We start from the raw sequence: 26,874 nt of genomic DNA, 5'->3' as shown, positions 1-26,874 counted from the left end.
AGGAGAACACAATGGTTAATTCAAAAAAAATGCATTTGGCCTACAAAAGGTATGTCAAAAACTTTGTTGGTAGTAATGCCGTAAATGAATACGAAGAAGGTAAAAATGAGATTGTTGAAATCATCGATATTAATGATACAGAGAGAGATCACATTCTATTAATTGATATGGATAATATATCTTCTTTTTGGTTAGATGTGTGGAAAAATGACGTATTGATTAAAAACGGTCGAAATGTAAGTGCGCTAAAAAAAATCCAACAAATAAAATTTTATCAGTGCATGGGTAGGCATATTTATAGAGAGCGTTATCCGAGCATGAAATTGATTGATTATTCTTTCGAGTATAGCATCATCGCATTAATACACTTTAATTTATACGGATGGGTAAAAGAGGAAAAGATTTTTTTTGATTTTATAGTCAAATATCTTGGAGATAATTTAATGGAAGCGAATGATTGGAATCAACATATCTGGTTTTTACTAGAGTTATATCTCCAACATACCAAGCAAGAAATTGAGGGAACTAATGAATATGTTCACTTGGCTGTGAAATCTGCATTAACAAATCGGGAACAGCCATGTGGCTTGATTCCCGAAGAACTTGGAATCTACAGAGAAGTATTGGAACAATGGAATACACCTGATGTGGATGAAATTACGCATTTAATTGGAAGAATGTCCGAACATCATTCCACGCTTGCTTCAGAGTTAGGGAAATCGCTTGAGTTTGGAAATTATGATTACGCATTTTATCCTTATGAAATTTTGTATTTGCTTCATGTGAGAAAAAAACAAGGTCTGCCCAACCCAAGTCATTTTGATGATTTCCTGATGAACTTACCGGAGGCTAAAATGAACATTCAAGATCCTGAACCGTATCCAGAATGGGATCCCGTTTTACGAATGATTGATGACTTCTATCGCAAAAACTATCCAGAGTATATCCCAAACCACCATGGAGTTCTGTTTGAATAGGAGAGGAGGAAGACTGCATGGCAGATGAAGATTTGGTGCCGTTAATTTTCGATGATACAGAGGATATCGACATGATTTTGAATGATCCGGATGAATCACTGGCGTATTATAGTATGCTGAATCATGGCTTAGCGACCAAACGGTTTTTATTTCTGGACTACAAAGGAGAAGTGGATCAGGAAATCGTCAATTACATCTTAGACTATGAGTATGCCTATGATATCGAATTGGGAACTGCAGATCAGCTAGAAGAGTTGGGAGAGTTTGACTACAAATATCTCCCTGAGAAAATTAGGGAGGTAAACAAGCTGATTTCTCGAAAAGGATATGGTTTATTCTCCTATCCGACAGCAGGAGACTTCTATGCATTGTTCATCGCCGAACTTAAGCATGAGGGTGCGCTAACCGAAGTGGATTTACTAGAAGATGAAGATATTCCTGAAAAAGAGCGTCATATCCAGTTGTATATTTAGTTCAAAGATAAGTCAGACAGGCTCCAGTTATTTGACTGGGGCTTATTTGTTTTGAGGTTTTTTAGAAAGGGTTAATCTTGCGTAATAAAAGTCAAAACTTTGATCACCATATGATACACAAGGTCTTAAGAATTATATTCAGTGAAACGCAATAAGAAAAATGACTAAAGATTTGGATAAACAGAATGGAGTCCAGGTTGCACATCACTGCACATCGTATGATGCTAGAAGATCATCATATGCGAAAACCACGATCTATCTGCTCTTGATGCCAGAGCTTGGTGACACGGTAGAACTGTACATTCCCGGAAGTCGCGAGTCCAAGGCTTATATTCGTCATGCAGTACCCGAAAGCAAGCGTTCGGTTTCCGGTGGAACGCAACACAAACTGTGGGGCCATCCTGACGGACCATCTATTGGTATGTCATCGGATGAGGTGACCGTACAGGCTAGAGCTGGATTAGTCATCACACTGAATGACCAAGGTGTAATGATGCAGAGTGCAGGTAACATCTCGATTCAGGGTGGCAGTCTATCACTTAAAGCAGGTCAGATTAAAGCAACCGCCCCTGAAGCAATTTGGCTTCTTGGCGGAGGAAGCAGCTATATATTGGATGGACAAGCTGATGTTCGTGCTGGACTGCTCCAACAGGAAGGTAGCCATAAGGCACCGGTCGTGGTAGCTGATTTGCCGCCGGAGCCGGAGCCGCCCCTTATTCTGCTTGAACAATATGAGGCAGCTCAAGCAGCTGCTATGCAGCCTTCCGTGGTTAACATGAAGGAGGTCTCCCTGTTTGGTGCAGCGGTTGCCATGGCGGGCATGATCCCCGTTTTGGGTATGCTTGGAGGTGCACCAGCCATTACGGCACAGGCCGTTGTCGTTGGCGCTGCAGCAATCGGCTTGATCGGGAACATCCCAAGTGTAGGATCCTTTAAGCCTTCGTCCCTACAACTTCTGAATCATCTGAATGGTGATTTCGTGGGCAAGATGCAGCAAGAAGAGGCTTATAAGCACCAATTATTTGGTAAAGTTGTCTCAGTAGCTCGAGATTTAAGCACGGCTACTTCCTTTATGGATTTTGTGAAGAAACTGCATCAGCAGGAAAAGGAAATTAGCCAGATGTATTATCAGATTCCAGGCTATACGAGGGAGCATTGGGCTCATCAACAGGTTGACCAAGAGTTGAAGGAAGCACTCGTGTATTATGGGGATGTGAAGCAGAATGACATTAAATATGAACTCTTTTTCAACCCTTATCATAACGGTATTGCTCGAGATATCGGAAGAATTGACATCACCGCCGAGGAAATGGGTGACTATAATTACTGGCAGAAACAGAATCTGACGGTCGAACAGAAGAAGTATCTTGCCCGGCGAATTATGGCTCCCATGAGCGAAGAAGAATTATCTACTCTGATGGGTGAATTCGAGCAACACGAGATGACTATGAAAGGATTGGACGGGGAGTTCAATGGATTTACGGGCAGAGTAAGCACGAAAAAGGGTTCTTCAGGTGTACCTGAACCCTCAGACCATCCAGGAACAACAGGTTCTCCAAGTGCTGCTTCTAAAGGAACAACGACGACAGACAAACCGGCTACAAGTAAAACAAAGACATTTGTGAAAAAGTCAAAAGATGTGATTGTTAAAGCCGTCAGCGATTATTATAAAGAGAGCCAGGTCATCCGGTTTCAGTCTTGGGGCAACTTGGGAAAAAACAAGCCCAAAGAGTCGGGTAATGCCGGGGAAGTGGGTTCCGGAGGGAAAACAAGCTCGAACGCTGGGAATAAGTCAAGCGATGGGGCAGGAACAAGTTCCTCCAGCAATGGCAAGAAACCGAATCAGACCCCGAGCAGCAGTAAGAAGTCGCAATCGTCAGGTGAAACGGATGCAACTGCATCGAGTCCAGGTACAGGGAAGAAGCATGGCGACGGTGAAGGCACAAACTCACCAAGCAGTGGCAAGAAAATGGGTCAGACACCGAATACTAGTAAGAAGTCCAAATCATCGGGTGAAACGGATAGTACAGGTTCAAGTTCAGGTACAGGGAAGAAGCATGACAATGGTGAAGAAACAGGGCCATCAAGTAGTGGAAAGATAGAGGATCCGACTCCGAATACCAGTAAGAAGACCCAAACATCCGGAGAACAGGATACTGCAGGATCAAATACAGGTACAGGGAAAAAGTCGAGCGAGAGTGAAGGAACAAATTCATCAAGCACTAACAAGAAAGATAATCAGATTCCCAACAATCATAATCAGTGGAAACAAGATTCATCGAAGAAAAAGGATAAACGCAAAAAGGGAAAAGAAACCAAAACGAAGCCGAATGAATCGACGGAGCAGCAAGGGAAGGATAAGGACTTAGACACGTCGAAGAATAATTATAAACCAAACAATAAGGAAGAAGCGTCTGGAGCAGATAAAAGTAAACTAGAGCCTACAGAAAAAACTGATCAATCTAACTCATCAAAAGAGAGCGGAAATGTTATTCGTAATCAAGTTGTTATATCAAGAATTCCTGAAATTAAAATAATCTTTAAAAGAAATCCTAAACATGATAGTGCTGAGTTTAAAAGACAATTGAAAGATCAAGAAGAAGGGATAAATCAATTAACAATAGATGAGTTTTTGAAAAATAGAGATAGATATCTAAGAGATGGTAGAGCTTTAGAGGGGGATGCCGCTCAAAAACTTGCTCGTAAGAAAGCTTTACAAGATAAAATAGATGAACTACGTAATGAAGGATTCTCATTTGAAGAGGCTGAAAAGAAAGCAAATGAATGGATCAAGGGGAAAGCTGCCCTTCATAATCCAGATCAAATTGCGGGTGGATATCCTGACAATATAGGCGGTCTAGGAGATATAAGAATCAATTCTTCTCTTGGATCTCAATGGAAGAACAGGATAAAAGATTTGGATAGACAGATTAGAGAAATTACTAAGAATATGACAGAAGAAGAAAGAAAGAAAGACAACCTATTTAAATATTAAGTTACTGGAGTAAAGTGGGGGGGACACACGGTGAACATTTCAAATTTTGTTTTTAAAGAGGACATGCCTACAAACGTCATTGAGAAGTACCAATCTGTAATACCTATTCAACTAATTGAAGTATGGAAGGAATATGGACTGGGTAGTCTTTCCAATGGATATCTGAAAATTATTAATCCTGATCAGTATTTAGAATTATTACAGGATACCTACAGTCGAGCAAAATTAGCAATTCCTCTATTTACAACAGCAATGGGAGATATATTGATTTGGGAAGATGGATACTTAATGGCGCTTAACTTCAGAAAGCATGAAGTAAATGTTATAGGGAAAAATTTTAAGTACTTTTTTGGGGACATAAGTGATGAATATTTTTTGAATAAAGCTCTTGACTGGTCTCCCTATCTTGAAGCGTTTGAAAAATATGGAGAGCCTGCTTACGATGAATGTTTTGGCTATGTTCCTCTTTTAGGATTAGGTGGAGCAGAGAAAGTTGAGAATTTAAAAAAAGTTAAATTTATTGAGCATATATATATAATCAATCATTTTATGGGACCAATGGAATGAAAATAAAAAATGGGGATAATTTGGGAACGCACGGTTGGAGATATTAGTGAAGATATAATTAATAAGGTTGAAAAAAAATATGGTATACAATTTCCTGATGACTATAGAGAATGTGTTAAAAACTATAATGGTGGGCATCCTGTACCAAATATATTTTCCTATGATGATGGAGGAGAGGGAGTTTTTGACCATTTACTAAGCTTTACAAGTGAGCCTAATATTGTTGTAGTTTATGAATTTATAAGTGATTTCATGCCAAAAGGGATATTTCCATTTGGAACAGATCCTTTTGGCAATCAGCTTTGCTTTGATTACCGAAAAAGTGAAAATTCACCTTTAGTTGTATTTCTTAACAATGAAGAATTTGGTGAGGACTCCATTACTGAGGTATGTAACAGTTTTTCTGAGCTCTTAGAAACATTACATGAGGCCAGCGATGAATTTTATTGACTTTCTTAATAGGTGGGTAGATAAGTATGGATATAGATGAAAATATTATTAAAAGTTCATATCCTCCTGTAAGTCTTCAGGAGATTGAGATAGTCGAGAAGAAGTATAATATGATTTTCCCTGATGATTATAAGAAATTTTTAATGTTAAAGAATGGTGGAAAAACTGGTACTAGAAGGAGATTTACTACAAATGATGACCAAAAAGAAGGTGAAATAGAGTCTTCTATTTTGATGTTTTTTCCTTTGTCTAATAATTTAAATAATAATTCAGAACAAAAGTATCGTCTGTACACAGAAGCAAATATTTTATCGAGAATTTATTATCCAATAGGTGAGACACCGAGGAATAATTTAGTTTGTATTGTAGTACAAGGACCTAATAAAGGGAGTGTATATCATTTCGATATGGATTATGACAATTATATTGAAAAGAAACTTCCTCTAGAGGAAGAACATATCAGACTGATCACAGAAAGTTTCACTGACCTTTTGGATAGTTTATTTGTTTCTCAGACGTAGGAATAATCGTTAATAATTTCAAAAATTAGATGTTGCAAATTATAAGGCCTATTCCATCAGAATTATTAAGGTGGGATTGGTCTTTTTGTGAGAAAAGACTTCTAAATAAATTGTCAGTTCTTCGTGAAAGATCACGCACCTTTTACGAATGTCCGAAACAGTACTGGACAATTTGATTAATTTATGGATTTGTTCGGATTATTAAACAACTTACAATAAGATCGAACAATACAACAAACACCACCACAATGCGACCTAACCGCGTTTTGTAGTTCTTGATTATCCGCCACTATATGCTAAATAATACAAATGTAAGTGGTGGATCTCCATCAAAGATCCCACCCAATGACGAATGAACCCATCATTTAACCAATAACACATATAACCCATGTAAGACCCGTATAAAGATTTAGTCATTTCGGTTGTACGCACATCAAATGCTTAAATTTTATAACTTAAATAAGGAACACCATGATTGACTCGTTTTCTTCTTTTCTTCTGGAAATTTCTCAATTGTCAGTACGCTCTCTCTAAGGGAATAGTAATAGAAACATCTGACATGGTTGATTTACAAACCATTAGCGATGAGAAATTCGTAGAGATGATCTACGATTATGAAATGCAACGCGATTTAATAGAGAACGGAACGATGATCGATGGAAATCTAAGGGTAAGAACGCCAGACATTTAAGGGTATACTTGGCATGAACTTAATGATGGAAAAACCATACAATTGGTTCCGAGTAGTGTTAATTCTAAATTTGGACACCTTGGTGGTGTAAATGAAGTTAAATAAGAAAGGACGATACTCTAAAAATGAAAAAAGATGAGTTGTTTGGAGAAATTGTTTATGAAGATTTATGGATAGGGACGACAGAGATAACTATGTTTAGGAAAAACCAAAAAATACTTTTGAATATTTGTGGCGAAGAGAATGAGGAAATTACTCCGAATCAACGGGATGCTTTTTCGCAATTCAAAGCGAATATGCCTAGCATAGTAAAGGAAAGCGAATATAAGATTTTAGAGTATTATTTAGAAAATTATGAAGATTATCGAGCAATGCAAAGTGATTGTGAAGAAGTTGAAAAAATTGCTCCAAAGATTTCATCAATAGACAAGTTAGGGAGACTTGTTACGCCTATAGGTTTGCTAATAAGATATGATTTCGAAGATGGTATAAGAAGAGTAGGTATATTATGTGATTGCACTTGGGAACAAGAACATGGATTAGGTATTAGTGTTGAAAATGAAGAAGTAGTAGAAGTGGGTCTTCAAGATATTGTACTTTAACAGGTTCTGTCAAAGACTTAGTGTAAACTTGGTTTATAACCCCAGCAACAAGACCGTACAATGCCACAATGCGAGTTAGCCGCCCCTGTTTGGTCTTTTTCATTCTCTAATATAGATGGCGGCGGTTAATGAAGTAACCCTCACCCAGTGACGAATGAAGCCATCATTCAACTAATCTCATACTTAACCCATGTAGTATCTGTATAGAGATTTCTTCATTTTGTTTGTACGCAATCAACGCTTGAATTTTAAGTTAATTTAAGGCGAAGTATGTGAATATAACAATTGAATTATTCATAATGGGGGCATCCCTGTTATTCCAAAAAATTAGTGGAGGTATTTATGTGCACTGGGAATACGAGGAATTGTTTGACGCAGTAAATGAAACATACAATGAGTTTAAGTTAGAAAATATGAGTGGCACTAAAGCATTATCTAGAACACTTAGCGAATTTGAAACAACAATGAATCTCGGTATTTTGAAAAATCTATAATAGTTATAGCTTACGGTGAGATATTATTAACGCATGTAGAGGTGTTTCATAAATCTAAAGAGTATTTGTTAAAAGAATTGAAAGGTTTGAGTCTACATCAACTAAAGGATAAGTTGTCTTTAGAACAATTTAACGATCTTAATACACGAAGAAAGGTAATATTAGAGAATATTGAACAGAAGACTGTAACAACTATACTAGATTAGAATTGGTAGTAATGTTGTTGATTCATTTTATTTGTGATTGCACAGATATTCTTTACAGTGTACAAAGCCACAATGTGATAGTTCCTATAAAAGCTTTAAAGTTTCCTATTTTGGGGGGATGAAAAGCGTCAGTCCGAATAAGCGGGACAGCTAGTTAAAAGGCAAATCATCAAATGGAGTGCAAGCAAAGTTTATAGAACGAAGAAGAGATGGGTTCGTATAAAGTACCTAATGATTGGAAGAAGACCATATCTAGTTTAGGGAAAACATAGTATCACTTAGAAGTTGCAGCAGAATGGGATTTAATCCTTTTGTTATACATATTATCCCCTGTAAGACAAAGGTAGAAGAGCTTAAGATGGTTGGGTGCGTTCTTTGTCAAGTCGGCCTTTTTAGTTATGATGCATTAGCAGTGATAAAAAAAAGATTAATGGGAGAATTTATAAAATGAAGGATAATATTCTATATAAAATTATAATAAATGAGAAGTATGGTTTTATTAATAAACAAGGTGACATTATAATTGAGCCTTCTTATAAGGCTGTAAACAATTTTTGTGAAGGTTTAGCATATGTTTGGACGTTCGATGATAAGGAAGGATATATAAATACTGAAAACGAATGGGTCATTGAATTGAGTGCTGACTTTCTAGGGGACTTCGAACATGGCTTAGCATTGGTTTATTATAAAGGAAAGTATGGATGTATTAATAAGCAAGGAGAGTTTGTAATAGAACGGATCTTCGATAGGATACATGGAATAAATCCGGGGCTTTCAGTTATAGCGGAGAAAAATAAGAAGGTGGGTGTTTTTGGGGTATCTGGTGAAATTATTATAGATCTTATTTTTGATGTTATGGGTACATTTTCAAATGGATTGGCATTAGTAAAGCAAGGGACAAAATTTGGTTTTATAAATGATAGAGGTGAGCTGAAAATTGATTATCAATTTAATTCAGTATCCAATTTTTCAGAGGGATTAGCTGAAGCCTCAGTGGACGGTGAATTCTATGGCTTTATTAATCAACAAGGGGAGTTTCTTATACAACCTGAGTATTATCAAGTTTCAAGTTTTTCTGAAGGATTAGGGGGATTCAAATTAAAAGCAAATGGAAAATGGGGATTTATAGATCACTCGGGGAGTAGGGTTATCAAAGATAAATTTCAAAGTGTAGGTGAATTTCAAAATAATTTAGCACCAGTTGAAAGTAAGGATATGTATGGGTACATTAACAAAAATGGAAATTATATTATTAAAAATATATTTACAACAGCTGATTCTTTTTACAATAACCTTGGCTGTGTTACATTTAATGGAGAATGGGGCTATGTGGATGAAGGAGGAAAATGGGTATTCAAACCCAGAAATTTTAATCTTTGGTAAACGGAGGTTTTGTTCAAAGTGGAAAATAGAAAACAAGTACTAGAATTGGTGTTAGAACGATATCCATATTTTGAATTTATATGTAAATGTGTTTGATCAATGATAGTTTAATAGTAGAGTACTCGATAGATGGAGCAGGACAAAGAAAATTAAAATAGAGAATTAAATTGGAGGTTAGAGGAATAATGGAGCAACCGATGGATCCTCTTATCCCATGATAGCAGAGCATATTCTAAGTATGATTCCTAGTGGTAACTGGAATGAGATTTACTTGTACGCCGAAATACTAGATGGATCTAGAGAGGTATACTTTTATTTCAACACTTCTGAGAATGATGAGTTCATATACTCTCATGATATTCCTGAAAAATATAGACTGAGTGAAAAAAAATACGATAACTTATTATTAGAATTACAAACAAAATTTAAAGAATTAAGACAAATTTTTATAGACAATGATCAAGAGGCGTGGACAAATTTAACCTTAACATTAAAGCATCCAGGTAAGTTAAAAATTCATTATGATTATGAAGACGTAATAGCTTCAGAGTTAACCCCAACTCAAAGACAAATGATTTTTGAGTATAAATATTTAGGTTTGCTTCCTGAAAAAGAAAAGAATAAACAGTTCGTAAAAAATTATTTAAATAGTCATAATAAATAGCTGTAAAATTAACCTGATTTAAAGCAATTGCGTTACATATAAGTCGATTTTGGTTTTCTGAACCATAATTAACCTTGTAGTTATCTTCGTTTTCTTGTGTTCTTTTCAAAGTTAAATTATATCCCAGATTGTTAGAAAGTCTAATGCAACATTTTTTAATGGATTTATCCATTTTATTAAATATAATTTGAGTAAAAAAGATAATTAGTCAACAAGACAAGGGGTGATTTGAAGATGTTGGATTATAATCTTCTTTCTATAGAAGAGGTGTTGTTAGAAGGGATAGAATTTGAAGGAGAGGTTTGTTTTTCTGGAAAGTATGGGCAAGAAGTATTTGATAAACCTATAGAAGACGGTGGTCATCCAATATCAGGTCTTTTATATGAAAGATATAAAAATGGTAATATGGCTTATTACAGTTATTATAAAAATGGTTTGTCGGAGGGGAATTATGTAGAATTTTATGAAGACGGCAAAGCGGTAAGTTTCCAACAAATGATTAAGGGCGTTGTACATGGGAAATCTAATTGTTGGTATAAGGATGGCAATATAAAATCAGTTGCAGAATACAAATACGGATTCAAGCTAATATACAAAGAGTGGGATGCAAATGGACTGTTATTAACAGAAAAAACTGAGCCAAGTGATTTTGAAAAAGAAATGATAGATAAGTATGACGCATGGGTTGGACAAGATGGAAGATAATATAATAGATATATTCAAGAAAAAATAAAAAGGCATTTGCATTAGGTTGTATATGTTGATCCAATGAGGAAGTGACCCGATGGAATTTGAATATCATGTAACCATGAGTGATCTGAAGCAGAATGAGAAGGAAAATTTTATTAACATCTGTAATGAAGAGCACGTGAAACCCGTGTTAATCGTCTTGGACCAAGGTGAATATATTAATCAACCAATGATCACTGGCATTGTACATAGCTCGGATTATGAAGAAGTGAAGAATGTTATTGAAGAGGTTGCCGCGAAGTTTCGGGATAACGGATTCACAGTTGTTCGGACGAAGGTGGAAATTCCGGCTAAGGAAGAGACGTATTTTAATCAGCCGATGCTGGCGCAGTCCAAGCCTTATTTTGAATGGCACGGTAAAGTTTATGTTGATGATGTGGGCACGTTGAAGCAGTTATGCGCCGACTCAGGCGGACATATCTCACGGAACTCGCTGAATGCAGATGGGAAAGTGAGATTCGTAACCGTCCGGGAATATGAAAGTGCAGAACAGTTTTATCGTAGAGTGGGAGAAATACATGACATTTTGCAAATGAACAAGATCGAACTGTTAAAACAGCAATACGAACTGTGCATCTATGACAGCCGGGAAGAACTGGATCGTGGATGGATCTAATCAGAAGTTGAGTACGATGAATGGAGGAGGAGAACGATGTCCGGAAAAAGTGTACAATTACATACCTTGAATGAGGATGAGAGATTCATTGTTGTGTTGGAAGCGCTATTGAAGCGTGCCTCTCTGGTGAATAGTCCATTTGTATTAAAAGGAAGCTTATTGACAAGACAGTATTTGGAGAATCCCAATGTTCGTTATGTGGACGACATCGACTTTCTGTATACAGGTCGAATTGAGACTGAGGATCAGGCCAATGAAATATTTACAGACTGGATGATCCGAGTAACGGAGATGGATCTGAATGACGGTATCGTATTCCGAAGCTTTCGGGAGAATGCCTTCTGGCGCAGAATAGACTATGCGATGGCGGATGATTTCCCTACGGTGAACACGGAACTTGCCTTTTATATTGATAGTGAACCAAGGAGCGAAAATGTGTATGAAGATGACGATGAGCTGCATCTGGATATATCCTTTAACCTCGACTTGAATGAAAAGTCTGTTGCTCTATCGTACCAACCTCTAGTTGGAGAGGCTTTTGTCGTTCCTCATACCGTACCACTCTCCATCCAAATTGCATGGAAACTGCATCAAACGATAGTGAGGCCACGGTTCAAAGATCTGTACGATTTGCAGCATCTGTTGTCTAACCCGTCCTACGATCAGCAGGCGCTAAAAGAGACATTACAGACCCTGGTCAACGAGTGCAGTATGGACCCGGCCATCACAATGACGGATATGAAAAAGGTACTAGTTGACGATCTGCATGATGTGTATTCGAGGTTTAATTACGATTATGACCTGCAGTATTATGCCGGAAGCCGCAGTCCTGAAGTCTATTTTATGGAGTTTGTTTCGGAGCTGCGCCAAACGATGAACCACGCCGGGATTAACAATGACGCATATGAACAGTTACCAAACTGCTCTACGCATAAATAGAGATTTTAAGCGGAGCTAATAGCTTTCTGTCAGAAAGCTGATTCGGAAGCATTCACTTCGCCTTTTATGCACAAATGGATTTGAAAGGAACACCCTATGTCCGATACAATGTTCTCATAGAGTCTGAGAGATGGATTAAATACGGCTCAGAAATGGAGAAAACCAATATGACTGAATTTATCAACGCTGACGATATTAATGACGTAATTCTGGCTGCGGCGGCAAACGAGCTGGAGCAGATGGTGGACAAAATGTGTGAGCTGATTGGTACGCCTTTGGAACAGACGACAGAACTGGAGCGTCAGGTGATGGCTGCTTTTGGTTTTGGTGCGGTGTACGGCATCACGCATCGGGATCAGCTGGCGGAGCCGCAGGCGCATGCACTGAGTATCCGGATGCTGATTAAACCGTTTAACTACAGTGAACAGCAGGCGGTCGATTTTGCGGATGACCTGATTCGGGTGGCTTCCGACCGTGAAGTTCATCCAGTGATGAACACCATTATTCATCGCGGGATCGATGGACACCATCAATTCAATCAGGAAGATGATGAAGGGCTGGCCCGCAACATTCAGGAGATTTTAACAGCGGTTCAATCGCAGCAATAGACGAGTTTTATTGAGTTTTATTAGATTTGGGGAGTGATCGCATTGGATCTGATGAAATTAAGCAAGGAACTCTCATACGCTCTGCGACATGCCCCGTGGGAGTATGAGCTGGAGCTGGACGAAGAGGGTTGGGTGGGAATTTCGCAATTGCTGGTGGCTTTGCATGAAAGTCCGCAGTGGAAGGAAGTGACGGAAGACGATCTGGAGCAGATGATTCAAGCCTCGGAGAAAAAGAGACATGAGATCTCTTCAGGCCGCATCCGGGCCTTGTATGGACATTCGACGCCGCATAAGATATCCAAGATAGCTGCTGAGCCACCGGAAACCCTTTACCATGGGACCCCGGCACGCGCCGTGAATTCCATTATGGAACATGGCTTACAGCCGCGGCAAAGGCAATATGTACATCTATCCGCAGATATCGATACAGCCACTCAGGTGGGACGAAGACGTGATGAACAACCTGTCATTTTGAAAATCAATGCTGCTCAAGCGGCCCTAGATGGAACCCTCTTTTATCATGGAAACGAAAATATCTGGCTGGCCGATCATATTCCTGCACGTTATATTCTTGAAGCATGACCTATGAGCAATGAGCGATGAACTGTCGTGGAAATTAACAAACACCTATCGAATTGCAGTCGTAAATGAATGGGTTGAGTTTATAGTAGTTATCCATTCAACTTTTATATCGTTATATTGATCTTCAGCTATACCAAAAAAGGGACACATCCAACATTCGTTGGTGTGTCCCTTTTTTATATTCAAAACTTACTTGCCTACAATCGCTTTGATACCTTCGCTAAGTGGCTGAGCCGGACGGCCAAGCAATGTTTCCAATGTATTACTTTCTACAGCCAGTGCACCTTCACGAATGGCACTTTGCATATCAACGAGCATGGACACGACAAAGTCCGGTAGACCTGCACCTTTCATGATGTCAGCGTATGCGGCATCGTCCACGTTTTGCACATTGATTTCCTGTCCAAGCACTTCACCAACAATGGCAGCCAGTTCAGCTTGCGTACGCAGTTTGCCAGACAATTCATACACAGTATTTTCATGTCCTTCACCTGCAAGTACAGCTGCAGCGGCATGGGCATAATCACTGCGGGTAGCCCAGCCTACTTGGCTGTCGTTGGTGGCATGAACCCAAGGTGCGCCTTGCGTAGCTGCTTGTACGCTGCCTGCTTCATTTTCCAGGTACCAGTTATTGCGTAAGAGGGAATAAGGAATGCCAGACTCACGAATAGCCTGTTCTGTAGCGCGATGTACTTCAGCCAGGGACAGGGTGTTTTTCTCTGCATTCACAACGCTTGTATAAGCGATGAAGCCCACGCCTGCTTTCTTGGCAGCATCCACGGCTGTCTGATGTTGGCGAATACGCGTTTCATTGTCACCATCGGTGGAGATGAGCAACAGACGGTCTACACCGGCAAAAGCTTTCTCCAACGTCTCCGGTTGATCGAAATCACCGTGACGCACCTCAACGCCTTGAGCGCGGAGTGCTTCCGCTTTCTCCGGATTACGTACACTGACTGCCAAATCCTTCGCAGAATCCGTTTTTAACAATGCCTCTACGACCAGTGAACCCAAGTGACCTGTTGCGCCAGTAACCAAAATTTTCATCTTCTTTTCCTCCTAGGATATGTGTTTTGTTTGCATATGGTTGTAATCAAAAGTGTTATAACAGGTGTGATTACAACGAAAGGGTTAAAAAAAGCTCGCAATGAGCTTTTTTTATTCAGAGACATGAATTTGATCCATCATCTGCTGTATGGTTACACGGTTCAAGCGCTGTTCCATGGCTGTCTGAGCCTCAATGAGTTCGGCACGTAAGGTGTGTTCGATCATATTTCCCACCGGACATTTCGGGTTGGGATGTTTGTGAAAGTTAAACAACTCCCCATCCTCCACGACCTCAAGCGCTCGATATACATCGAGAAGGGTTATGTCTGCCGGATCTTTCAACAAGGAAGCACCGCCCACACCGGGTCTGACGTCGATCAGGCCAGCTTGTTTCAGCTTGGACATAATCCGCCGGATAATCACGGGATTCGTACTCACACTCTGAGCAATCACATCTCCGGTGCATTCATTCGGCATAACAGCGATCAGGGACAGGGTATGAACCGCAATGGAAAAGCGACTGCTGATTTGTCTCATGGATAATCACCACCGTTGTAACCATAATAGTTACAAAGTGAGTTGTTGTCAACTAGATCTTTTACCCCTTAACGGCTCCTGAAGTTAGTCCCCCTACAATATACTTTTGCCCAATGAGGAACACAATTAACACAGGCAAGGACGTTAGCACGATATCCGCGCTGACCAGATTCCACTGGGCACTGAATTGTCCGAAGAAGTTATATACAGCCAGCGTCATCGGCCACATTTCCACCGTGTTGAGCATATAGAGTGGAGCAGTGAATTCATTCCAGACACTCAGGAAATTCAGGACAAATACCGTCACTAGCACCGAGGTTAACAAAGGCACAATGATTCGCAGGAATAGCTTGATCCCATTACATCCGTCCATGATGGCGGCTTCATCCAGCTCTTTGGGGATGTTAGACACAAACGCATACGTAATGAACAGCGAGATCGGAATGCCCATGGCCGTGTAGAGCAGAATCATGCCGACATGTGAATTGATCATGCCCATCGACTTCATCACTTCCATCAGCGGAATGTAGTTGAGTGGAAGTGTGATACCAAGAATCAGGAAGAAGTACAGGAACTTGCTGAGCCTCGAATGGTTACGGGATAACGTGAAAGCCGAGAAAGCCACAACGAACACTAGTAGTAGGGAAGAGGCCCCGGAATGCAGCAGACTGTTGAAAAAGGAACCTCCCAAGTGTCCTTGTTCATAGACGATTTTGTAATTTTCGAAGATAAACTTCTCGGGCAGCGTCAGCTTCAGCACTTTGGCCTCGGCGTCCGACTTGAATGAATTCAGTACGATGACGACAAAAGGAATCAGGACCACCAGGCTAAGCAGCCAGGCGAGTGCATTTAACCCGATCGAAGCCAGTCTTTTTCTCAATCGCATATCAGTATTCCACCTTTCGATTCATCAAACGAATGATGAAGAAGGAGATGATCGCCATGATAACAAACAGGATGGTGGATAGTGCGCTCCCGAGTCCCCAATACCCTTTGGCAAAAGAGGAATAGACCGCCGTGTTAATGACATCCGTCGCGTTGCCGGGCCCGCCATTAGTGAGCACGTATACGGCATCAAATACTCTCAGCCCATACGTAATATTAAGTACCGTGGCGATCGTAATGGTAGGCATCAGCATCGGAATCGTAATTCGGAACAGCTTTTGCCCGAACCCGGCGCCGTCAATGGATGCTGCCTCGTAGTAATCGCGGGGGATGGCGAGCAGTCCGGCGATGAACAGCACCATAATGTACCCCATGCCTTTCCAAGTATCTACCGCCATAATGGATGGCATGGCCCAGGTCAGGGAGCCCAGCCAGTTCTGGGCAAGAACGTCTAGTCTCATGGAACGCAGAGTCACGTTAACGAACCCGTTGTTGGGGTCGAGCAGACTTTTGAACACGAGTCCAACAATCAGAAACGACAGCACCTGCGGGGAGAAAATAATCATCCGGTGCAGATTGGCGGCCTTTACACCGCTGACCAACAGTAGAGCCAGAAACAAGCCCAGAACGGTCTTGGCGATGGATGTAACCAGGGTGAACAGGACTGTATTTTTGATAAAAAGCAGATAGGTCGGATCACCCGCGAGAATAGTGCGAAAATGCTCCAGACCGATAAAGTTCTTCTCCGAACTATAGCTGTTCCAGTCAGTGAAAGAGTAATAGATGCCCAGCAGGGCGGGAGCGACAATGAATAGCAGATATAACACAATCGCTCCAGATGAGAAATACCAGGGATAGATTTTGTTCGCATTCATAATCCGTAACACCTTTCCTTCCTGCCAAAATACACAAGCGGGCAAATGCCCGCTGCATGTAACGCTGTTCAGCGTTTATGTTTATCTGAAAGATACGCTATTATTGCCACGCTTCATCCTTCAACACTTTGGCTTGTTCAGCCCGACGTTTATCAATATTTTGCAGAATCTGATCCGGTGTCATGGCTCCAGCGAACATCCCTGACAAGTCCTTGCCAATATCCATCCATTGTGGATCAATATATTTCACAGCGGCCTGCATGACCGTACCTTTTTCATGATTTTTCTCATAATCAATATAATCCTGTGTCAGCTTCGGTTCGATTTCCGGCCAGCAGATCGTCAGGTTACCTTCACCTTCATCGAACACACGTTGCAGATGATCATGCTCGGTAATCCAACGGAAGAATTTCAGCACTTCTTCGGGATGTTTACTGTTCTTGTTGCCGAACATCGCAGCCGATCCGCCCGGGTTCACTCCAATCGTCTGATTGTCACCCCATGGCATGACGAAGAATCCCATGTTGTCTTCCATTTCCGGATACGCTTCGGACACTTCCTTTTCCGTACCTGGCACCCGCAGCAGCATAGCCGCTTTCTCCTGACCAAACGCTTCAATTCCCGCTTCAACTGTATTGGACAAGAAGTCTTTGCCGAAATAACCGAGATCCGCAAATTCCTTTAACTGCTCAATGACCGTCTTAAGCTGTGTCATATCAGCTACTTTCATCTCATTATTGTTCAGCTTCTCATAGGTTCCAGCTGTCGTTTGTTCATAGTTAGGCCCCGTTTCGAACAAAGGCAGAACCTGATACCACCCGCTGGCAGGTGCTTGATAGAACGGAATGATGTCTTTATCTTTAATTTTCTGGCTGATTGTCTTGAATTCGGCATAGGATGTAGGAGGCTCAATGCCAAGCTCTGCGAAGATACGTTTGTTATAGTACACATACCAGATTTTCGTTGGTGCAAAAGAAACCCCGTACACCTTGTCATTGTGACTGACAGTTGGCAAAATCTCTTCGGACATCCGACCTGTGAATTCCTCATTGGTCAGGTCTATGGCATTTTCCTCCGGTCTTACATTGGCCGGCATGCTCAGTGGGTCCACATCGACATTGAAAATGTCAGGTGCTTCGCCAGAGGCCAGCTTTACCTTGATCAGGTCACGCCACTGTGCGTCAGGAACGACCTGAAAGTCAATTTTGACACCCGTCTCCTGCTCATATTCCTTGGCCATCGTCTGCATGATGCCTGTACGCGGAATACCCGATTGGCTTGTTCCAAACGTGAGTGTCACCTTACCCGAACCTTCCGCACTTTTACCTGAGTTGCACCCGGCAAGCAGCAGGGTGGAGAGCAAGAGCACACTTGCAAGCGAAAATAGAAATCGTTTTCTCATCATTGAACCTCCCGGAATATAAAGAAAATTGTCACTTGCCGAAACGCTTAATGTAAGCGTATTCTTATGTGGATAACTTTACTGCGAAGAACGAATGCGCTCAATAGACAAAAGCGTTCTGTTGGGTGGACATTTTCGATGGGTGTAACCAATATCATCATAGGACGAGGTGTGTGGGGATTGCGGTATCGATTTGGAACGCTTCAGCAAAGTCTGTTTGCCTATTACTCTGCGGTATTTATTATCTTTTCGCTGATTGTGGCGGGGCTTCTGTATGTTTTTCTCGCAAATGACATTCGTCATCGAAGTGAAGAACAGCAGAAACAACTGGGGGTATCGATTGTCGGCAATCTGGATCAGGAAGTAGTGAAAATGAACAACTTCTCCATGAATATCGTCTACTCCAATCTGGTAAAAGAACACTTCAGTCACTACTTGGCACCAGCAGAGGACAGTGAGAGGACACTGACGAGTGATCCGGCATTGTATAAGGACACAACCACATTGATTGATGTCATTCTGGCAATTATCAGCAGCTCCAATACAGCCAAGCAGGCCAATATCTATGATGTGAACGGTAAGATGCTGGGAGCGGGTGCATTCAACGGGCAACTGTCGGTGGATCTGACTCAGCGACCTTGGTACAAGGAAACCTGGGAGCGGAGTGGCTGGCGAGTGATCCGTCTGTTAGAGGGAGGAGCTTTGCCCATGCCAACAGGGGAGGGGAAATCAGATCAACCCTACATATCGCTTACCCGAGTATACAAAGATGGCAATTATGTCAGCCAGGGCGTCGTTGAGATTTTGCAGGATGCCGGAACCTTGTTCCAGCATTTGAATGATCTGCAGGCGAGTAACGATGAGCTTCGCATCTATGTGATGGATGAACAAAATACACGGTTATATCCGCTTTCGTCGGACGCCGATGCTTCCGAAGCAGGCCATTTCGATGATGTGGACTTGATTCAACATCGTACATTTCCCCCTGATACCATGCAAGAAGTAACCGATCCTCTCGATCATTCCAAGCAAATGATGACGTACATGACGTCACAGGAGACGGGATGGACCGTTGTTGTCATGCAGTCGAAGCAGTCCCTTTTCGCGAGTCTTAACCGGATGGCTGTGATGTTTATCGGTGCAACGTTAGCTACTCTCATGCTGATTCTGGTTCTCTCGTATCTGATCTCCAAACGGGTCACTTTACCGCTCCATCGCTTACAGCGCATTATTCAGAAGACGGGTGAGAACGATCTGATATCAGGTCAGGCTTCGGCGCATTTGTTCAAGCTGGATCATCCCGGTTCCATCCGGGAGATGGATGAGTTGAATGATACGTTTATCCGGTTGAATCAACAGCTTATGCAATCGTTTCAGGACAGGCTGGCGATGAAATCTCAGGAGACAGAAGCGAGATTACTGGCGTTACAATCCCAGATGAACCCGCATTTTCTCTACAACAACATCACGAATATTAGCATCATGGCGGAAGAAGGCATGAATGAGCAGATTGTCGCGTTTTGTGGTCATATTGCATCCATGCTCCGTTATATTTCTACTCCGGGTAAGAACGGGGTCCCACTGTCTCAGGAACTGGATTATTGCGAGCGATATCTGGAGTGTATGAAGATTCGGTTCGAGGATGATCTGCACTACGCGTTCCATATTCCGGATGAGATGCAACATATCCAGGTTCCGATGCTGATGGTACAACCACTACTCGAAAACACCATGAAATATGGACTGGGTGATACCCCTCCATGGAGACTGAACATTATTGGGGAAATGGATACGGTACAGGAGACTTGGCAGATCCACGTGGAAGACAACGGGCCTGGCATGGAACCCGAGGCACTTGCCAAGATCATGCATTACATTGAACAGTCACAGGAGTGGGATCGTATGCCTGACCTCGAAATTAACGGCATGGGACTCAAGAATATATGGGTCCGATTGAAATTATGGTATGGCACAGCAGCCCACATGCAGATTACGAACAAGCCTTCCGGCGGTGTCCAGATTACCATAGGTGGTTCCATTCGAAAGGAGCATGACTGAACCCATGACAATCAAATATAGAACGATTATTGTGGAAGATGAAGCCCTGATTCGCCGGAATGTCTCACGCAAATTCAAGGAACTGGGCACTCGGTTTGAGGTGATCGGTGAAGCGAGGAACGGTCAGGAAGCGTTACAACTGATCGAACAGTCCGTACCTGATCTGGTTGTAACCGATATTCAGATGCCGGTGATGAACGGATTGGAATTGGCCAAATATCTGTATTTTGCCTACCCGCATGTGAAGATTGTCATTCTGAGTGGTTATCATGAATTCGAGTATGCACGACAGGCGATCAGTTACAAGGTGGAGGATTATCTACTGAAACCATTGTCGGAAGAGCAGCTTCGTACACTGCTGGATGCGATGGAATTGAAGCTTGGGAGTGCAGTGGATTCGCTTGCCCATGTCAGTGCCGTACTGGATGAGCAGGTGAAGCCAGAGGACATTGCAGAGGCTGTTAAGCTGTATTTGAAGCAGAATTACATGCATGAGATTACACTCCAGGACATGGCGGGACAGATGCATTTTAGTGTGGACTATCTAGGGAAGTGCTTTAAGAAAGTAACAGGGGAGACTCCGCTGAAATATATGACAGGCCTGCGAATAAATGAAGCCAAGCGCATGCTCGTTACTCACGAGAATATGGATATCAAGACCATTGGCGGAGCGGTAGGCTATAGTGATTCCCACTATTTCAGCCGAATTTTCAAAAACAAAACCGGAATGTACCCTAGCGAGTATCGACTGCAATTGCAGGAACGAAAAAAAGCCCTGTCCATGGATGATGAGCACCATGTTGACTTGAGCTGATTACTGGGCCAGAGCTTCTTCGGTTATTTTGCGAATATCAAACGGGGAGCGAATACCTTCATCGATCATGTCGGGGAGAATCTGTTCCAGGAAATACTGCACACAGTGGAGGTCGATATTTTTGATTTTAACCAAGGCATAACGGTACATAACGATAAATTCTTTCTCCGTATTGCCACGTTGGAGCTCAGCAAAGGCTTCATATACTTGATCCATCTTGTCTGCGACTTCGAGAATCAGTCCTTCAACCGATTGGTCTTTGCCCTCACGCAGCTGTCTGCGGAAAATAGGCTGGAACTCTTCAGGAATATTTTCATTAATAAAATGTTCAACCATGCCTTCTTCCACCTTTTGCAGCATCGAACGCAGCTCCAGTGAATAATGTTTGACGGGTGTTTTGATATCACCGATGAAGATTTCGCCATAATCATGACTGCTGGTGATTTCGTATAACTTCTTCCAATCGATGGTGACACCATGTTGCTCTTCAATATCTGCAAGTGTTTTGGCGTACTGTACCACTTTCCAGGAATGGGCGGACACGCTGTGTTCTTCGAATTTGAATTTGCCAGGTGTACGAATAATACGTTCAAGATCGTTTAGTGACCTGAAGTATGTGTGAATTCCCATATAAGCGATCATCCTTTGCTGGTTGAGTATATGTGTGAGTATCCATCGACTATACGCCAGCTATGTCAACTGTGGATTAACGCGGATAGCGTCAAAGGTAAAATGGAATTTTAATTCTCTTTATAGAAGGACGAGAGAATGAAAGGGAGGTGTACGAGAGAGTAGCAGCTTATCGACAAACAATAAAAAGCCACGATGTGTGACTGAACGTGAGTTCGGCATCCATCGTGGCTTTAGTGTATAGATGTTGTGTTACCTACGCTACATATGTGCAATAAAATCAAAAATTAGGCTTTTTTACGCACCGGTGAAGTATACCAATACGCCATGCCGACAAAGAGGGCACCGCCGATGATATTACCAAGTGTCACCGGAATCATGTTGTGGAACCAGCCTGCCATCGTGATTGTATCCGGGTGGTTCGGCAGCAGCCAGGATAAAGACAGTAATGTCATATTGGCAACACTGTGCTCATAGCCACTTGCGATAAATGCGTACAGACACCACCAGATGAGAACAAGCTTGGCGATATCTTCTTTGGAACGTGCTGCCATCCAGATTGCGAGACAGACGAGCCAGTTACAGAGAATACCCCGGAAGAACAACTCCGATACGGGAGCGGCCATCTTTTTGGCAGAGACGACGAATAACAGATGTTCCGGTGTAGCCGTTTTGAACAGGCCACTACCGACAATGAGTAGACTTAATAGAATTGCGCCGAGCAGGTTACCAACAAAGACGAGTCCCCAGTTCTTCAGCGTGTCGTTAACTGTGGTTCGGCCTGCCAGCGTGCTCATGGTAAAGAACATATTGTTACCTGTAAACAGTTCCGATCCGGCAAAGATGACCAGCGTGAGCGCGAGTCCGAAGGACATGCCCATCAACATGGTTTGCAGTGGTGACTGCGCTGCGAGGAGCGGAGCACCAATACTGAAGATCAGAACGATGCCAAGCCCTACATAGGCACCAGCCATCAAGGCAGCAACCATGTAACGTGGCAGGCTTGCGTTCATTTGATCCCGTTTTTTAACCGCAGCTTCAATAATTCCCTCAACACTTGGTGTATACATCACGGTTTCCCCCATTATTTTGCATCAATCTGTGAACGTTTCAATGGAGCTATATTTCGATCCAGACCTGACCGTTTTCTACCTTCACCGGATACATCTGTACTTGACCGTTGTCTGGTGCTTGCACAAGTCCGGTCGTCAGGTCGATTTTCCAATCATACAGTGGGTCGTACAGATAATGCCCGGACACGATGCCTTCAGCCAGCGGCCCACCCTTAGGGTGGGGGTTGTGATTATCCGCAGCGAAGATGGTACCATCCGATGCAAGAAAGACAGCAAGCTGGTGATCCTGGATTTCAACTACTCTTCCGATTCGTGGCAGGAATTCTTCAACTACTCCGGCAGGGAAGTAGGTGCCTGATTGTTTTGTCGTCATCTTAAACCACTCCTTATCTATTTAACATTCCGCCAGTTTTAATCTTGCGTGCTTGTTTATGGACGAGCCGATACTTCGATACCATGGAACATTTTGCTTTGGCCTTCCTCATTGCGAATCGCTTTTTGCCAAGGCTCTTCAACATGTTCAAGTGCAAATTCAATCCGCTGCATCAACGCGTTACGTTCCTCAAGGTTATCCACGACCACCGAGCGAATATGCTCCAGACCCATGCGTTCCACCCACTCGGAAGTCCGTTCCAGATAGTTGCCTGTCTCGCGGTAATATTGCATGATGGCGCCGCACAGTTCGATCAACTCTTCATCCGTTTTCACTTTGCACAGGGAATCAGCCAGTCGTGCTTTGATACCGCCGTTACCGCCGATAAAGATCTCCCAGCCGCCGTCGTTACCTACGATACCGATATCTTTTGTACATGCTTCTGCACAGTTCCGCGGACAACCGTTCACGGCATATTTAAACTTGGCTGGCAGATCGAGACGTTCGAATTTACGTTCGATGCGAGCACCCATGGCCATGGAGTCCTGTGTACCGAAGCGGCAGAATTGAGAGCCTACACATGTTTTGACCGTACGCAGCGATTTGGCGTATGCATAACCTGAAGGCATATCCAGTTCAGCCCAGACTTTAGTCAGATCTTCTTTTTTGACACCAATCAAGTCGAGACGCTGACCACCGGTAACTTTGACAGCTTTCACATCATATTTGACGGAAACGTCAGCGATGCGTTTGAGGTCTGCTGGTGTAGTCACCCCGCCATACATCCGAGGTACAACCGTGTATGTTCCATCTTTTTGAATATTCGCGTTCATGCGTTCGTTAACAAAACGGGATTCCTTCTCATCTTCGTGTGTGTCCGGTGCAATCATGCCAAGGTAATAGTTGATCGCTGGACGACATTTGGAACAACCTTCAGGTTGAGTCCAACCCAGTACATTCATGACCTCTTTGGTTGTTTGTAATCCTTTTTCACGAATCTCGGCTACGATCTCATCTCGGCCCATGGAAGTACATCCGCATATTCCCTGTTTGGCTCCACTGCTGAAGCCGTCTCCCAGCACGTATTGCAGAATTTGTTCCACAACCGGTTTACATCCACCACAAGAGCGGGTTGCACCGGTACAGGCTTTGATTTCATCTACAGTGGTAAGGCCCTGGTTTGTAATTACATCGACAATAGTTCCTTTAGTGACCCCGTTACAACCGCAGACGATCTCGTCCTCGGGCATCGTTTCTACAGATGTTGCTTTCTTATGACCGCCGCAGCCTGTACCCATGAGTGAACCATACAGTTCTTCGGTCATTTCGGTTTGTTGTTTGATCAATTTCTGCAATTCGGCAGAATCCGTAATGTCACCGAAGAGAACTGCGCCGACCATTTTATTATCGCGAAGTAGAATTTTTTTGTAGGTCCGTTTCCAGTCATCTTTGTGTGAAATGACGGTGTGCTCAGGGCTGTCGATGAATTCACCGGTTGAAAAGACATCCACGCCCGAAATTTTCAATTTCGTGGATACAACAGAACCTTCATAAGGAGCCGTCTCGACACCGCAGATATGTTTCGCGAGAATCATGCCTTGCTCGAACAATGGGGCAACGAGGCCGTAACATACCCCGCGGTGCTCTGTACATTCCCCGACCGAGTACACATTCGCAAGTGAAGTCTGCATATAGTCATCCACGACAATCCCCCGGTTCACTTCCATACCGCTTTCGCGGGCAACAGTCGTATTGGGTTTAATGCCCACAGCCATGACCACAAAATCAACATTCAGTACGGAATCATCGGCAAAACGAATTCCTTCAACCCGTTCGCCCCCCAGTAGTTCGGACGTTTGCGCACCCATTTTGAAACGTATACCCTGACGCTCCAGTTCGGCCTTCAACATGGTTGAAGCTTGCGGATCAAGCTGACGCTCCATCAGATCCTGCATCAGATGTACTACGGTAACTTCCATGCCCAATTGTACCAGACCTTTGGCAGCTTCAAGACCCAGCAGTCCGCCCCCGATAACGGCCGCTCTTTTGTACTGTTTAGCAGCATCGAGCATGACATTACAATCGGCGATATCGCGGAAACCAACGACACCTTCTTTGTCATGTCCCGGTACCGGCAGAATGAAGGAGTTGGAACCAGTGGCAATGATAATTTTGTCATAAGGGAAGCGATTTCCATCTTCCGTAACGACCTCAAGCGTATCCGAATCAATTCGGGCTACAGTTGTTCCTGTATGGAGAGTAATCCCATAATCCTCATACCAGTGGAGATCATTCAGCACGATGTCATCCAATGTTTTGCTACCTTCCAATACGTAGGACAACATAATGCGGTTGTAGTTAGGGTAGGGCTCTGTGCCAAAAACGGTGATATCGAATCGCGAAGTTAATTTCAAAATTTGTTCAACCGTACTGATTCCTGCCATACCGTTACCAATGATAACGAGTTTCTCTTTTTTTCCGTTCATGTGTGTATGCCTCCTTGGATAGACGCTGTACATTACCAACAATTTTAGTGGTTTATATTTGAAATTATACAAGTAGTTGACGACAGTTTATGTGATTTAATTCACTAATAACGATAGAAGAGTCATAAATTTAATAGTGTGAGCCCGGTCACAGAAAGTTATATTTATTTTCATGCAAATAAGAAATGCGAACTATTGTTCTTATTTTGTTTTCGTTGTAAAATCGGAACTGGGCCGTATATGTTCCCTATTTCTTCGAAAGGAAGTTTTTGCATCATGATGGGAAGATCCCACCTGATTATCGGGACAGGCGTATCGCTATCTGTTCTGCAGTTAGCTGGTATGCCGGTGACAGCACCGGCAGTTACGGTTGCTCTGATTGGTTCGTTATTGCCTGACATCGATGAGCCGAATTCGCTGCTGGTATCGAGAGCGTTACCTAACAGCCTGATCAGGTTGTTACAGACGATTCTGTTGCCTACAGCTGTCTTCGTGTACTTTTATGTACATGCCAAACCTTGGAACCTGTTGCTTGCGATCCTCATTGCGCTCGTGTCATTCCTGCCTTCCCGTTCACTCCGCAAAGTGCTGATGTTTGCCATTGGACTCGGGCTGGTATTCTATGGTCACGCGTTCGCACCATGGAATCTGATTACAGGCAGCTTGTTAATGCTCTGTACCACGCTAACCCACAGGGGGTTGACACACACATTGTATGGAACCGCAATATGGGCTGGCTTGCTTTACAGCACGACTCAGCAGCAGGGACCGGAGATCTGGGTAGCGGGAGGTACGGCATATGCCATGCACTTGTTGGCTGATTCACTAACCAATCGGGGGATTCGCCCGTTACCACCACTCAAGTGGCGCATACGGGCCAATCTGATGAGTACAGGAACCAAGCGTGGAGCCGTTGTGGAGAATGTCTGCATAGTGCTTACCCTTATTTTGGCCTGGATTGCTTTCTCACCGTTATTTCTCTAGTCATCCAAAAACGCCAATCCACTAAACTGTGGACTGGCGTTTACAACAGGTATACAGTTCGTAGTGCAATGGATTGTAATATCCGTGCGACCATTTAGGATTGTGAAGGTGCATCAGTAAGATCGTCAATATCGGAAGAACCGAATACAAATAAAACAACGAGAATGACAATGATTAACAGCTCAGCGAACC

The 26,874-nt window shown here is 42.7% G+C and carries 27 protein-coding genes and 2 pseudogenes; 20 read left to right on the top strand and 9 right to left on the bottom strand.

Translation table 11 applies throughout. From position 1 onward, the window contains the following. Nucleotides 1-11 precede the first annotated feature (11 nt). The 17 genes and pseudogenes from PAHA3_RS16065 to PAHA3_RS15995 all read left to right on the top strand — a co-directional run bounded on the left by PAHA3_RS16065 (nucleotide 12) and on the right by PAHA3_RS15995 (nucleotide 13,518). On the top strand, nucleotides 12-977 hold the full coding sequence (locus tag PAHA3_RS16065; RefSeq protein ID WP_062835593.1) for a hypothetical protein: 966 nt from the start codon (nucleotides 12-14) through the stop codon (nucleotides 975-977). Between the two features lie 17 nt (nucleotides 978-994). Then, a complete protein-coding gene (locus PAHA3_RS16060; RefSeq protein WP_062835592.1) occupies nucleotides 995-1,450 on the top strand; it encodes a DUF6630 family protein in 456 nt (151 codons plus the stop codon). A gap of 268 nt (nucleotides 1,451-1,718) precedes the next feature. Next, nucleotides 1,719-4,445 carry a polymorphic toxin type 15 domain-containing protein gene (locus PAHA3_RS30895; protein WP_235599494.1) on the top strand — a complete coding sequence of 909 codons (2,727 nt, stop codon included), beginning with the start codon at nucleotides 1,719-1,721 and terminating at the stop codon, nucleotides 4,443-4,445. Between the two features lie 30 nt (nucleotides 4,446-4,475). Further along, nucleotides 4,476-5,012, top strand: a complete 537-nt coding sequence (locus PAHA3_RS16050; protein ID WP_268801807.1) for a T6SS immunity protein Tdi1 domain-containing protein — start codon at nucleotides 4,476-4,478, stop codon at nucleotides 5,010-5,012. Between the two features lie 9 nt (nucleotides 5,013-5,021). Continuing rightward, nucleotides 5,022-5,462 carry an SMI1/KNR4 family protein gene (locus PAHA3_RS16045; RefSeq protein ID WP_062835591.1) on the top strand — a complete coding sequence of 147 codons (441 nt, stop codon included), beginning with the start codon at nucleotides 5,022-5,024 and terminating at the stop codon, nucleotides 5,460-5,462. A 26-nt stretch (nucleotides 5,463-5,488) separates the two neighbouring features. Continuing rightward, nucleotides 5,489-5,983 carry an SMI1/KNR4 family protein gene (locus tag PAHA3_RS16040; protein WP_062835590.1) on the top strand — a complete coding sequence of 165 codons (495 nt, stop codon included), beginning with the start codon at nucleotides 5,489-5,491 and terminating at the stop codon, nucleotides 5,981-5,983. 559 nt (nucleotides 5,984-6,542) lie between these two features. Continuing rightward, on the top strand, nucleotides 6,543-6,674 hold the full coding sequence (locus PAHA3_RS31105; RefSeq protein ID WP_268801806.1) for a hypothetical protein: 132 nt from the start codon (nucleotides 6,543-6,545) through the stop codon (nucleotides 6,672-6,674). 6 nt (nucleotides 6,675-6,680) lie between these two features. Continuing rightward, nucleotides 6,681-6,779 (top strand): annotated as a pseudogene (locus tag PAHA3_RS29900) (HNH endonuclease); the annotation flags it as partial. A gap of 20 nt (nucleotides 6,780-6,799) precedes the next feature. After that, on the top strand, nucleotides 6,800-7,276 hold the full coding sequence (locus PAHA3_RS16030; protein ID WP_062835588.1) for a DUF6985 domain-containing protein: 477 nt from the start codon (nucleotides 6,800-6,802) through the stop codon (nucleotides 7,274-7,276). A gap of 299 nt (nucleotides 7,277-7,575) precedes the next feature. Continuing rightward, nucleotides 7,576-7,976 (top strand): annotated as a pseudogene (locus PAHA3_RS31225) (Imm3 family immunity protein). A gap of 447 nt (nucleotides 7,977-8,423) precedes the next feature. Further along, nucleotides 8,424-9,359, top strand: coding sequence for a WG repeat-containing protein (locus PAHA3_RS16025; protein ID WP_062835587.1), 936 nt, complete (start codon nucleotides 8,424-8,426; stop codon nucleotides 9,357-9,359). 214 nt (nucleotides 9,360-9,573) lie between these two features. Then, on the top strand, nucleotides 9,574-10,023 hold the full coding sequence (locus tag PAHA3_RS16020) for an antitoxin YezG family protein (RefSeq protein WP_062835586.1): 450 nt from the start codon (nucleotides 9,574-9,576) through the stop codon (nucleotides 10,021-10,023). A gap of 234 nt (nucleotides 10,024-10,257) precedes the next feature. Continuing rightward, nucleotides 10,258-10,728: a toxin-antitoxin system YwqK family antitoxin gene (locus PAHA3_RS16015; protein ID WP_062835585.1), complete on the top strand. Its 471-nt coding sequence runs from the start codon at nucleotides 10,258-10,260 to the stop codon at nucleotides 10,726-10,728. Nucleotides 10,729-10,807: 79 nt separating this feature from the next. Then, the gene (locus tag PAHA3_RS16010; RefSeq protein WP_062835584.1) at nucleotides 10,808-11,389 is read left to right on the top strand and encodes a hypothetical protein; all 582 of its coding nucleotides are present in this window, start codon (nucleotides 10,808-10,810) and stop codon (nucleotides 11,387-11,389) included. Nucleotides 11,390-11,425: 36 nt separating this feature from the next. Further along, on the top strand, nucleotides 11,426-12,328 hold the full coding sequence (locus tag PAHA3_RS16005; protein WP_062835583.1) for a nucleotidyl transferase AbiEii/AbiGii toxin family protein: 903 nt from the start codon (nucleotides 11,426-11,428) through the stop codon (nucleotides 12,326-12,328). A gap of 167 nt (nucleotides 12,329-12,495) precedes the next feature. Next, nucleotides 12,496-12,936 (top strand): Imm48 family immunity protein, encoded by a 441-nt coding sequence (gene imm48, locus PAHA3_RS16000; protein ID WP_062835582.1) that lies wholly within the window; start codon nucleotides 12,496-12,498, stop codon nucleotides 12,934-12,936. Nucleotides 12,937-12,978: 42 nt separating this feature from the next. Further along, nucleotides 12,979-13,518 carry an RNA 2'-phosphotransferase gene (locus PAHA3_RS15995; RefSeq protein WP_062835581.1) on the top strand — a complete coding sequence of 180 codons (540 nt, stop codon included), beginning with the start codon at nucleotides 12,979-12,981 and terminating at the stop codon, nucleotides 13,516-13,518. 189 nt (nucleotides 13,519-13,707) lie between these two features. Here PAHA3_RS15995 and PAHA3_RS15990 read toward each other — a convergent pair whose 3' ends face one another. The 5 genes from PAHA3_RS15990 to PAHA3_RS15970 form a co-directional block, all read right to left on the bottom strand. After that, complete coding sequence (locus PAHA3_RS15990; RefSeq protein ID WP_062835580.1) at nucleotides 13,708-14,565, bottom strand: SDR family oxidoreductase; 858 nt, start codon at nucleotides 14,563-14,565, stop codon at nucleotides 13,708-13,710. 111 nt (nucleotides 14,566-14,676) lie between these two features. Next, nucleotides 14,677-15,102, bottom strand: coding sequence for an Rrf2 family transcriptional regulator (locus PAHA3_RS15985; protein ID WP_062835579.1), 426 nt, complete (start codon nucleotides 15,100-15,102; stop codon nucleotides 14,677-14,679). Between the two features lie 61 nt (nucleotides 15,103-15,163). Continuing rightward, on the bottom strand, nucleotides 15,164-15,988 hold the full coding sequence (locus PAHA3_RS15980) for a carbohydrate ABC transporter permease (RefSeq protein ID WP_036668529.1): 825 nt from the start codon (nucleotides 15,986-15,988) through the stop codon (nucleotides 15,164-15,166). Between the two features lies 1 nt (nucleotide 15,989). After that, on the bottom strand, nucleotides 15,990-16,862 hold the full coding sequence (locus PAHA3_RS15975) for a carbohydrate ABC transporter permease (protein ID WP_062835578.1): 873 nt from the start codon (nucleotides 16,860-16,862) through the stop codon (nucleotides 15,990-15,992). A gap of 100 nt (nucleotides 16,863-16,962) precedes the next feature. Next, the gene (locus PAHA3_RS15970) at nucleotides 16,963-18,264 is read right to left on the bottom strand and encodes an ABC transporter substrate-binding protein (protein WP_062835577.1); all 1,302 of its coding nucleotides are present in this window, start codon (nucleotides 18,262-18,264) and stop codon (nucleotides 16,963-16,965) included. Between the two features lie 138 nt (nucleotides 18,265-18,402). On the opposite strand from PAHA3_RS15970, the gene PAHA3_RS15965 reads away from it, so the two are divergent. Both PAHA3_RS15965 and PAHA3_RS15960 read left to right on the top strand, forming a co-directional pair. Next, nucleotides 18,403-20,322 carry a cache domain-containing sensor histidine kinase gene (locus PAHA3_RS15965; RefSeq protein WP_235599449.1) on the top strand — a complete coding sequence of 640 codons (1,920 nt, stop codon included), beginning with the start codon at nucleotides 18,403-18,405 and terminating at the stop codon, nucleotides 20,320-20,322. A 4-nt stretch (nucleotides 20,323-20,326) separates the two neighbouring features. Then, nucleotides 20,327-21,136: a response regulator transcription factor gene (locus tag PAHA3_RS15960; protein WP_062835576.1), complete on the top strand. Its 810-nt coding sequence runs from the start codon at nucleotides 20,327-20,329 to the stop codon at nucleotides 21,134-21,136. Here PAHA3_RS15960 and PAHA3_RS15955 read toward each other — a convergent pair whose 3' ends face one another. The 4 genes from PAHA3_RS15955 to nirB all read right to left on the bottom strand — a co-directional run bounded on the left by PAHA3_RS15955 (nucleotide 21,137) and on the right by nirB (nucleotide 25,698). Continuing rightward, nucleotides 21,137-21,766 (bottom strand): YfbR-like 5'-deoxynucleotidase, encoded by a 630-nt coding sequence (locus PAHA3_RS15955; protein WP_062835575.1) that lies wholly within the window; start codon nucleotides 21,764-21,766, stop codon nucleotides 21,137-21,139. 287 nt (nucleotides 21,767-22,053) lie between these two features. Next, entirely contained in the window at nucleotides 22,054-22,836 is a 783-nt protein-coding gene (locus PAHA3_RS15950; protein ID WP_062835574.1) for a formate/nitrite transporter family protein, read from the bottom strand. A 49-nt stretch (nucleotides 22,837-22,885) separates the two neighbouring features. After that, the gene (gene nirD, locus PAHA3_RS15945; protein WP_017687170.1) at nucleotides 22,886-23,212 is read right to left on the bottom strand and encodes a nitrite reductase small subunit NirD; all 327 of its coding nucleotides are present in this window, start codon (nucleotides 23,210-23,212) and stop codon (nucleotides 22,886-22,888) included. Between the two features lie 56 nt (nucleotides 23,213-23,268). Beyond that, a complete protein-coding gene (nirB, locus tag PAHA3_RS15940; protein WP_062835573.1) occupies nucleotides 23,269-25,698 on the bottom strand; it encodes a nitrite reductase large subunit NirB in 2,430 nt (809 codons plus the stop codon). 276 nt (nucleotides 25,699-25,974) lie between these two features. Between nirB and PAHA3_RS15935 the strand changes: the two genes are divergently transcribed. Next, on the top strand, nucleotides 25,975-26,682 hold the full coding sequence (locus PAHA3_RS15935; protein ID WP_062835572.1) for a metal-dependent hydrolase: 708 nt from the start codon (nucleotides 25,975-25,977) through the stop codon (nucleotides 26,680-26,682). Nucleotides 26,683-26,874 lie beyond the last annotated feature (192 nt).

This window comes from Paenibacillus amylolyticus, assembly GCF_001570725.1.
Taxonomy (GTDB): Bacteria; Bacillota; Bacilli; order Paenibacillales; family Paenibacillaceae; genus Paenibacillus; species Paenibacillus amylolyticus_A.
Note: the sequence above shows the minus strand (reverse complement) of the source record. Positions and strands in the feature narration are given on the sequence as shown.

Bases quoted from the DNA above. Each gene is read 5' to 3' on its own strand.
- PAHA3_RS15935 (WP_062835572.1), top strand. From the start codon at position 25,975: ATGATGGGAAGATCCCACCTGATTATCGGGACAGGCGTATCGCTATCT.
- PAHA3_RS16015 (WP_062835585.1), top strand. From the start codon at position 10,258: ATGTTGGATTATAATCTTCTTTCTATAGAAGAGGTGTTGTTAGAAGGG.
- PAHA3_RS15955 (WP_062835575.1), bottom strand. From the start codon at position 21,766: ATGGGAATTCACACATACTTCAGGTCACTAAACGATCTTGAACGTATT.
- PAHA3_RS16005 (WP_062835583.1), top strand. From the start codon at position 11,426: ATGTCCGGAAAAAGTGTACAATTACATACCTTGAATGAGGATGAGAGA.
- PAHA3_RS16025 (WP_062835587.1), top strand. From the start codon at position 8,424: ATGAAGGATAATATTCTATATAAAATTATAATAAATGAGAAGTATGGT.
- PAHA3_RS16030 (WP_062835588.1), top strand. From the start codon at position 6,800: ATGAAAAAAGATGAGTTGTTTGGAGAAATTGTTTATGAAGATTTATGG.
- PAHA3_RS15960 (WP_062835576.1), top strand. From the start codon at position 20,327: ATGACAATCAAATATAGAACGATTATTGTGGAAGATGAAGCCCTGATT.
- PAHA3_RS15965 (WP_235599449.1), top strand. From the start codon at position 18,403: ATGGGTGTAACCAATATCATCATAGGACGAGGTGTGTGGGGATTGCGG.
- PAHA3_RS31105 (WP_268801806.1), top strand. From the start codon at position 6,543: ATGGTTGATTTACAAACCATTAGCGATGAGAAATTCGTAGAGATGATC.
- PAHA3_RS16045 (WP_062835591.1), top strand. From the start codon at position 5,022: ATGGGGATAATTTGGGAACGCACGGTTGGAGATATTAGTGAAGATATA.
- PAHA3_RS16020 (WP_062835586.1), top strand. From the start codon at position 9,574: ATGATAGCAGAGCATATTCTAAGTATGATTCCTAGTGGTAACTGGAAT.
- nirB (WP_062835573.1), bottom strand. From the start codon at position 25,698: ATGAACGGAAAAAAAGAGAAACTCGTTATCATTGGTAACGGTATGGCA.
- PAHA3_RS30895 (WP_235599494.1), top strand. From the start codon at position 1,719: ATGCCAGAGCTTGGTGACACGGTAGAACTGTACATTCCCGGAAGTCGC.
- PAHA3_RS16040 (WP_062835590.1), top strand. From the start codon at position 5,489: ATGGATATAGATGAAAATATTATTAAAAGTTCATATCCTCCTGTAAGT.
- PAHA3_RS16060 (WP_062835592.1), top strand. From the start codon at position 995: ATGGCAGATGAAGATTTGGTGCCGTTAATTTTCGATGATACAGAGGAT.
- PAHA3_RS15970 (WP_062835577.1), bottom strand. From the start codon at position 18,264: ATGAGAAAACGATTTCTATTTTCGCTTGCAAGTGTGCTCTTGCTCTCC.
- nirD (WP_017687170.1), bottom strand. From the start codon at position 23,212: ATGACGACAAAACAATCAGGCACCTACTTCCCTGCCGGAGTAGTTGAA.
- PAHA3_RS15980 (WP_036668529.1), bottom strand. From the start codon at position 15,988: ATGCGATTGAGAAAAAGACTGGCTTCGATCGGGTTAAATGCACTCGCC.
- PAHA3_RS16010 (WP_062835584.1), top strand. From the start codon at position 10,808: ATGGAATTTGAATATCATGTAACCATGAGTGATCTGAAGCAGAATGAG.
- PAHA3_RS16065 (WP_062835593.1), top strand. From the start codon at position 12: ATGGTTAATTCAAAAAAAATGCATTTGGCCTACAAAAGGTATGTCAAA.
- PAHA3_RS15990 (WP_062835580.1), bottom strand. From the start codon at position 14,565: ATGAAAATTTTGGTTACTGGCGCAACAGGTCACTTGGGTTCACTGGTC.
- imm48 (WP_062835582.1), top strand. From the start codon at position 12,496: ATGACTGAATTTATCAACGCTGACGATATTAATGACGTAATTCTGGCT.
- PAHA3_RS15975 (WP_062835578.1), bottom strand. From the start codon at position 16,862: ATGAATGCGAACAAAATCTATCCCTGGTATTTCTCATCTGGAGCGATT.
- PAHA3_RS15985 (WP_062835579.1), bottom strand. From the start codon at position 15,102: ATGAGACAAATCAGCAGTCGCTTTTCCATTGCGGTTCATACCCTGTCC.
- PAHA3_RS15950 (WP_062835574.1), bottom strand. From the start codon at position 22,836: ATGTATACACCAAGTGTTGAGGGAATTATTGAAGCTGCGGTTAAAAAA.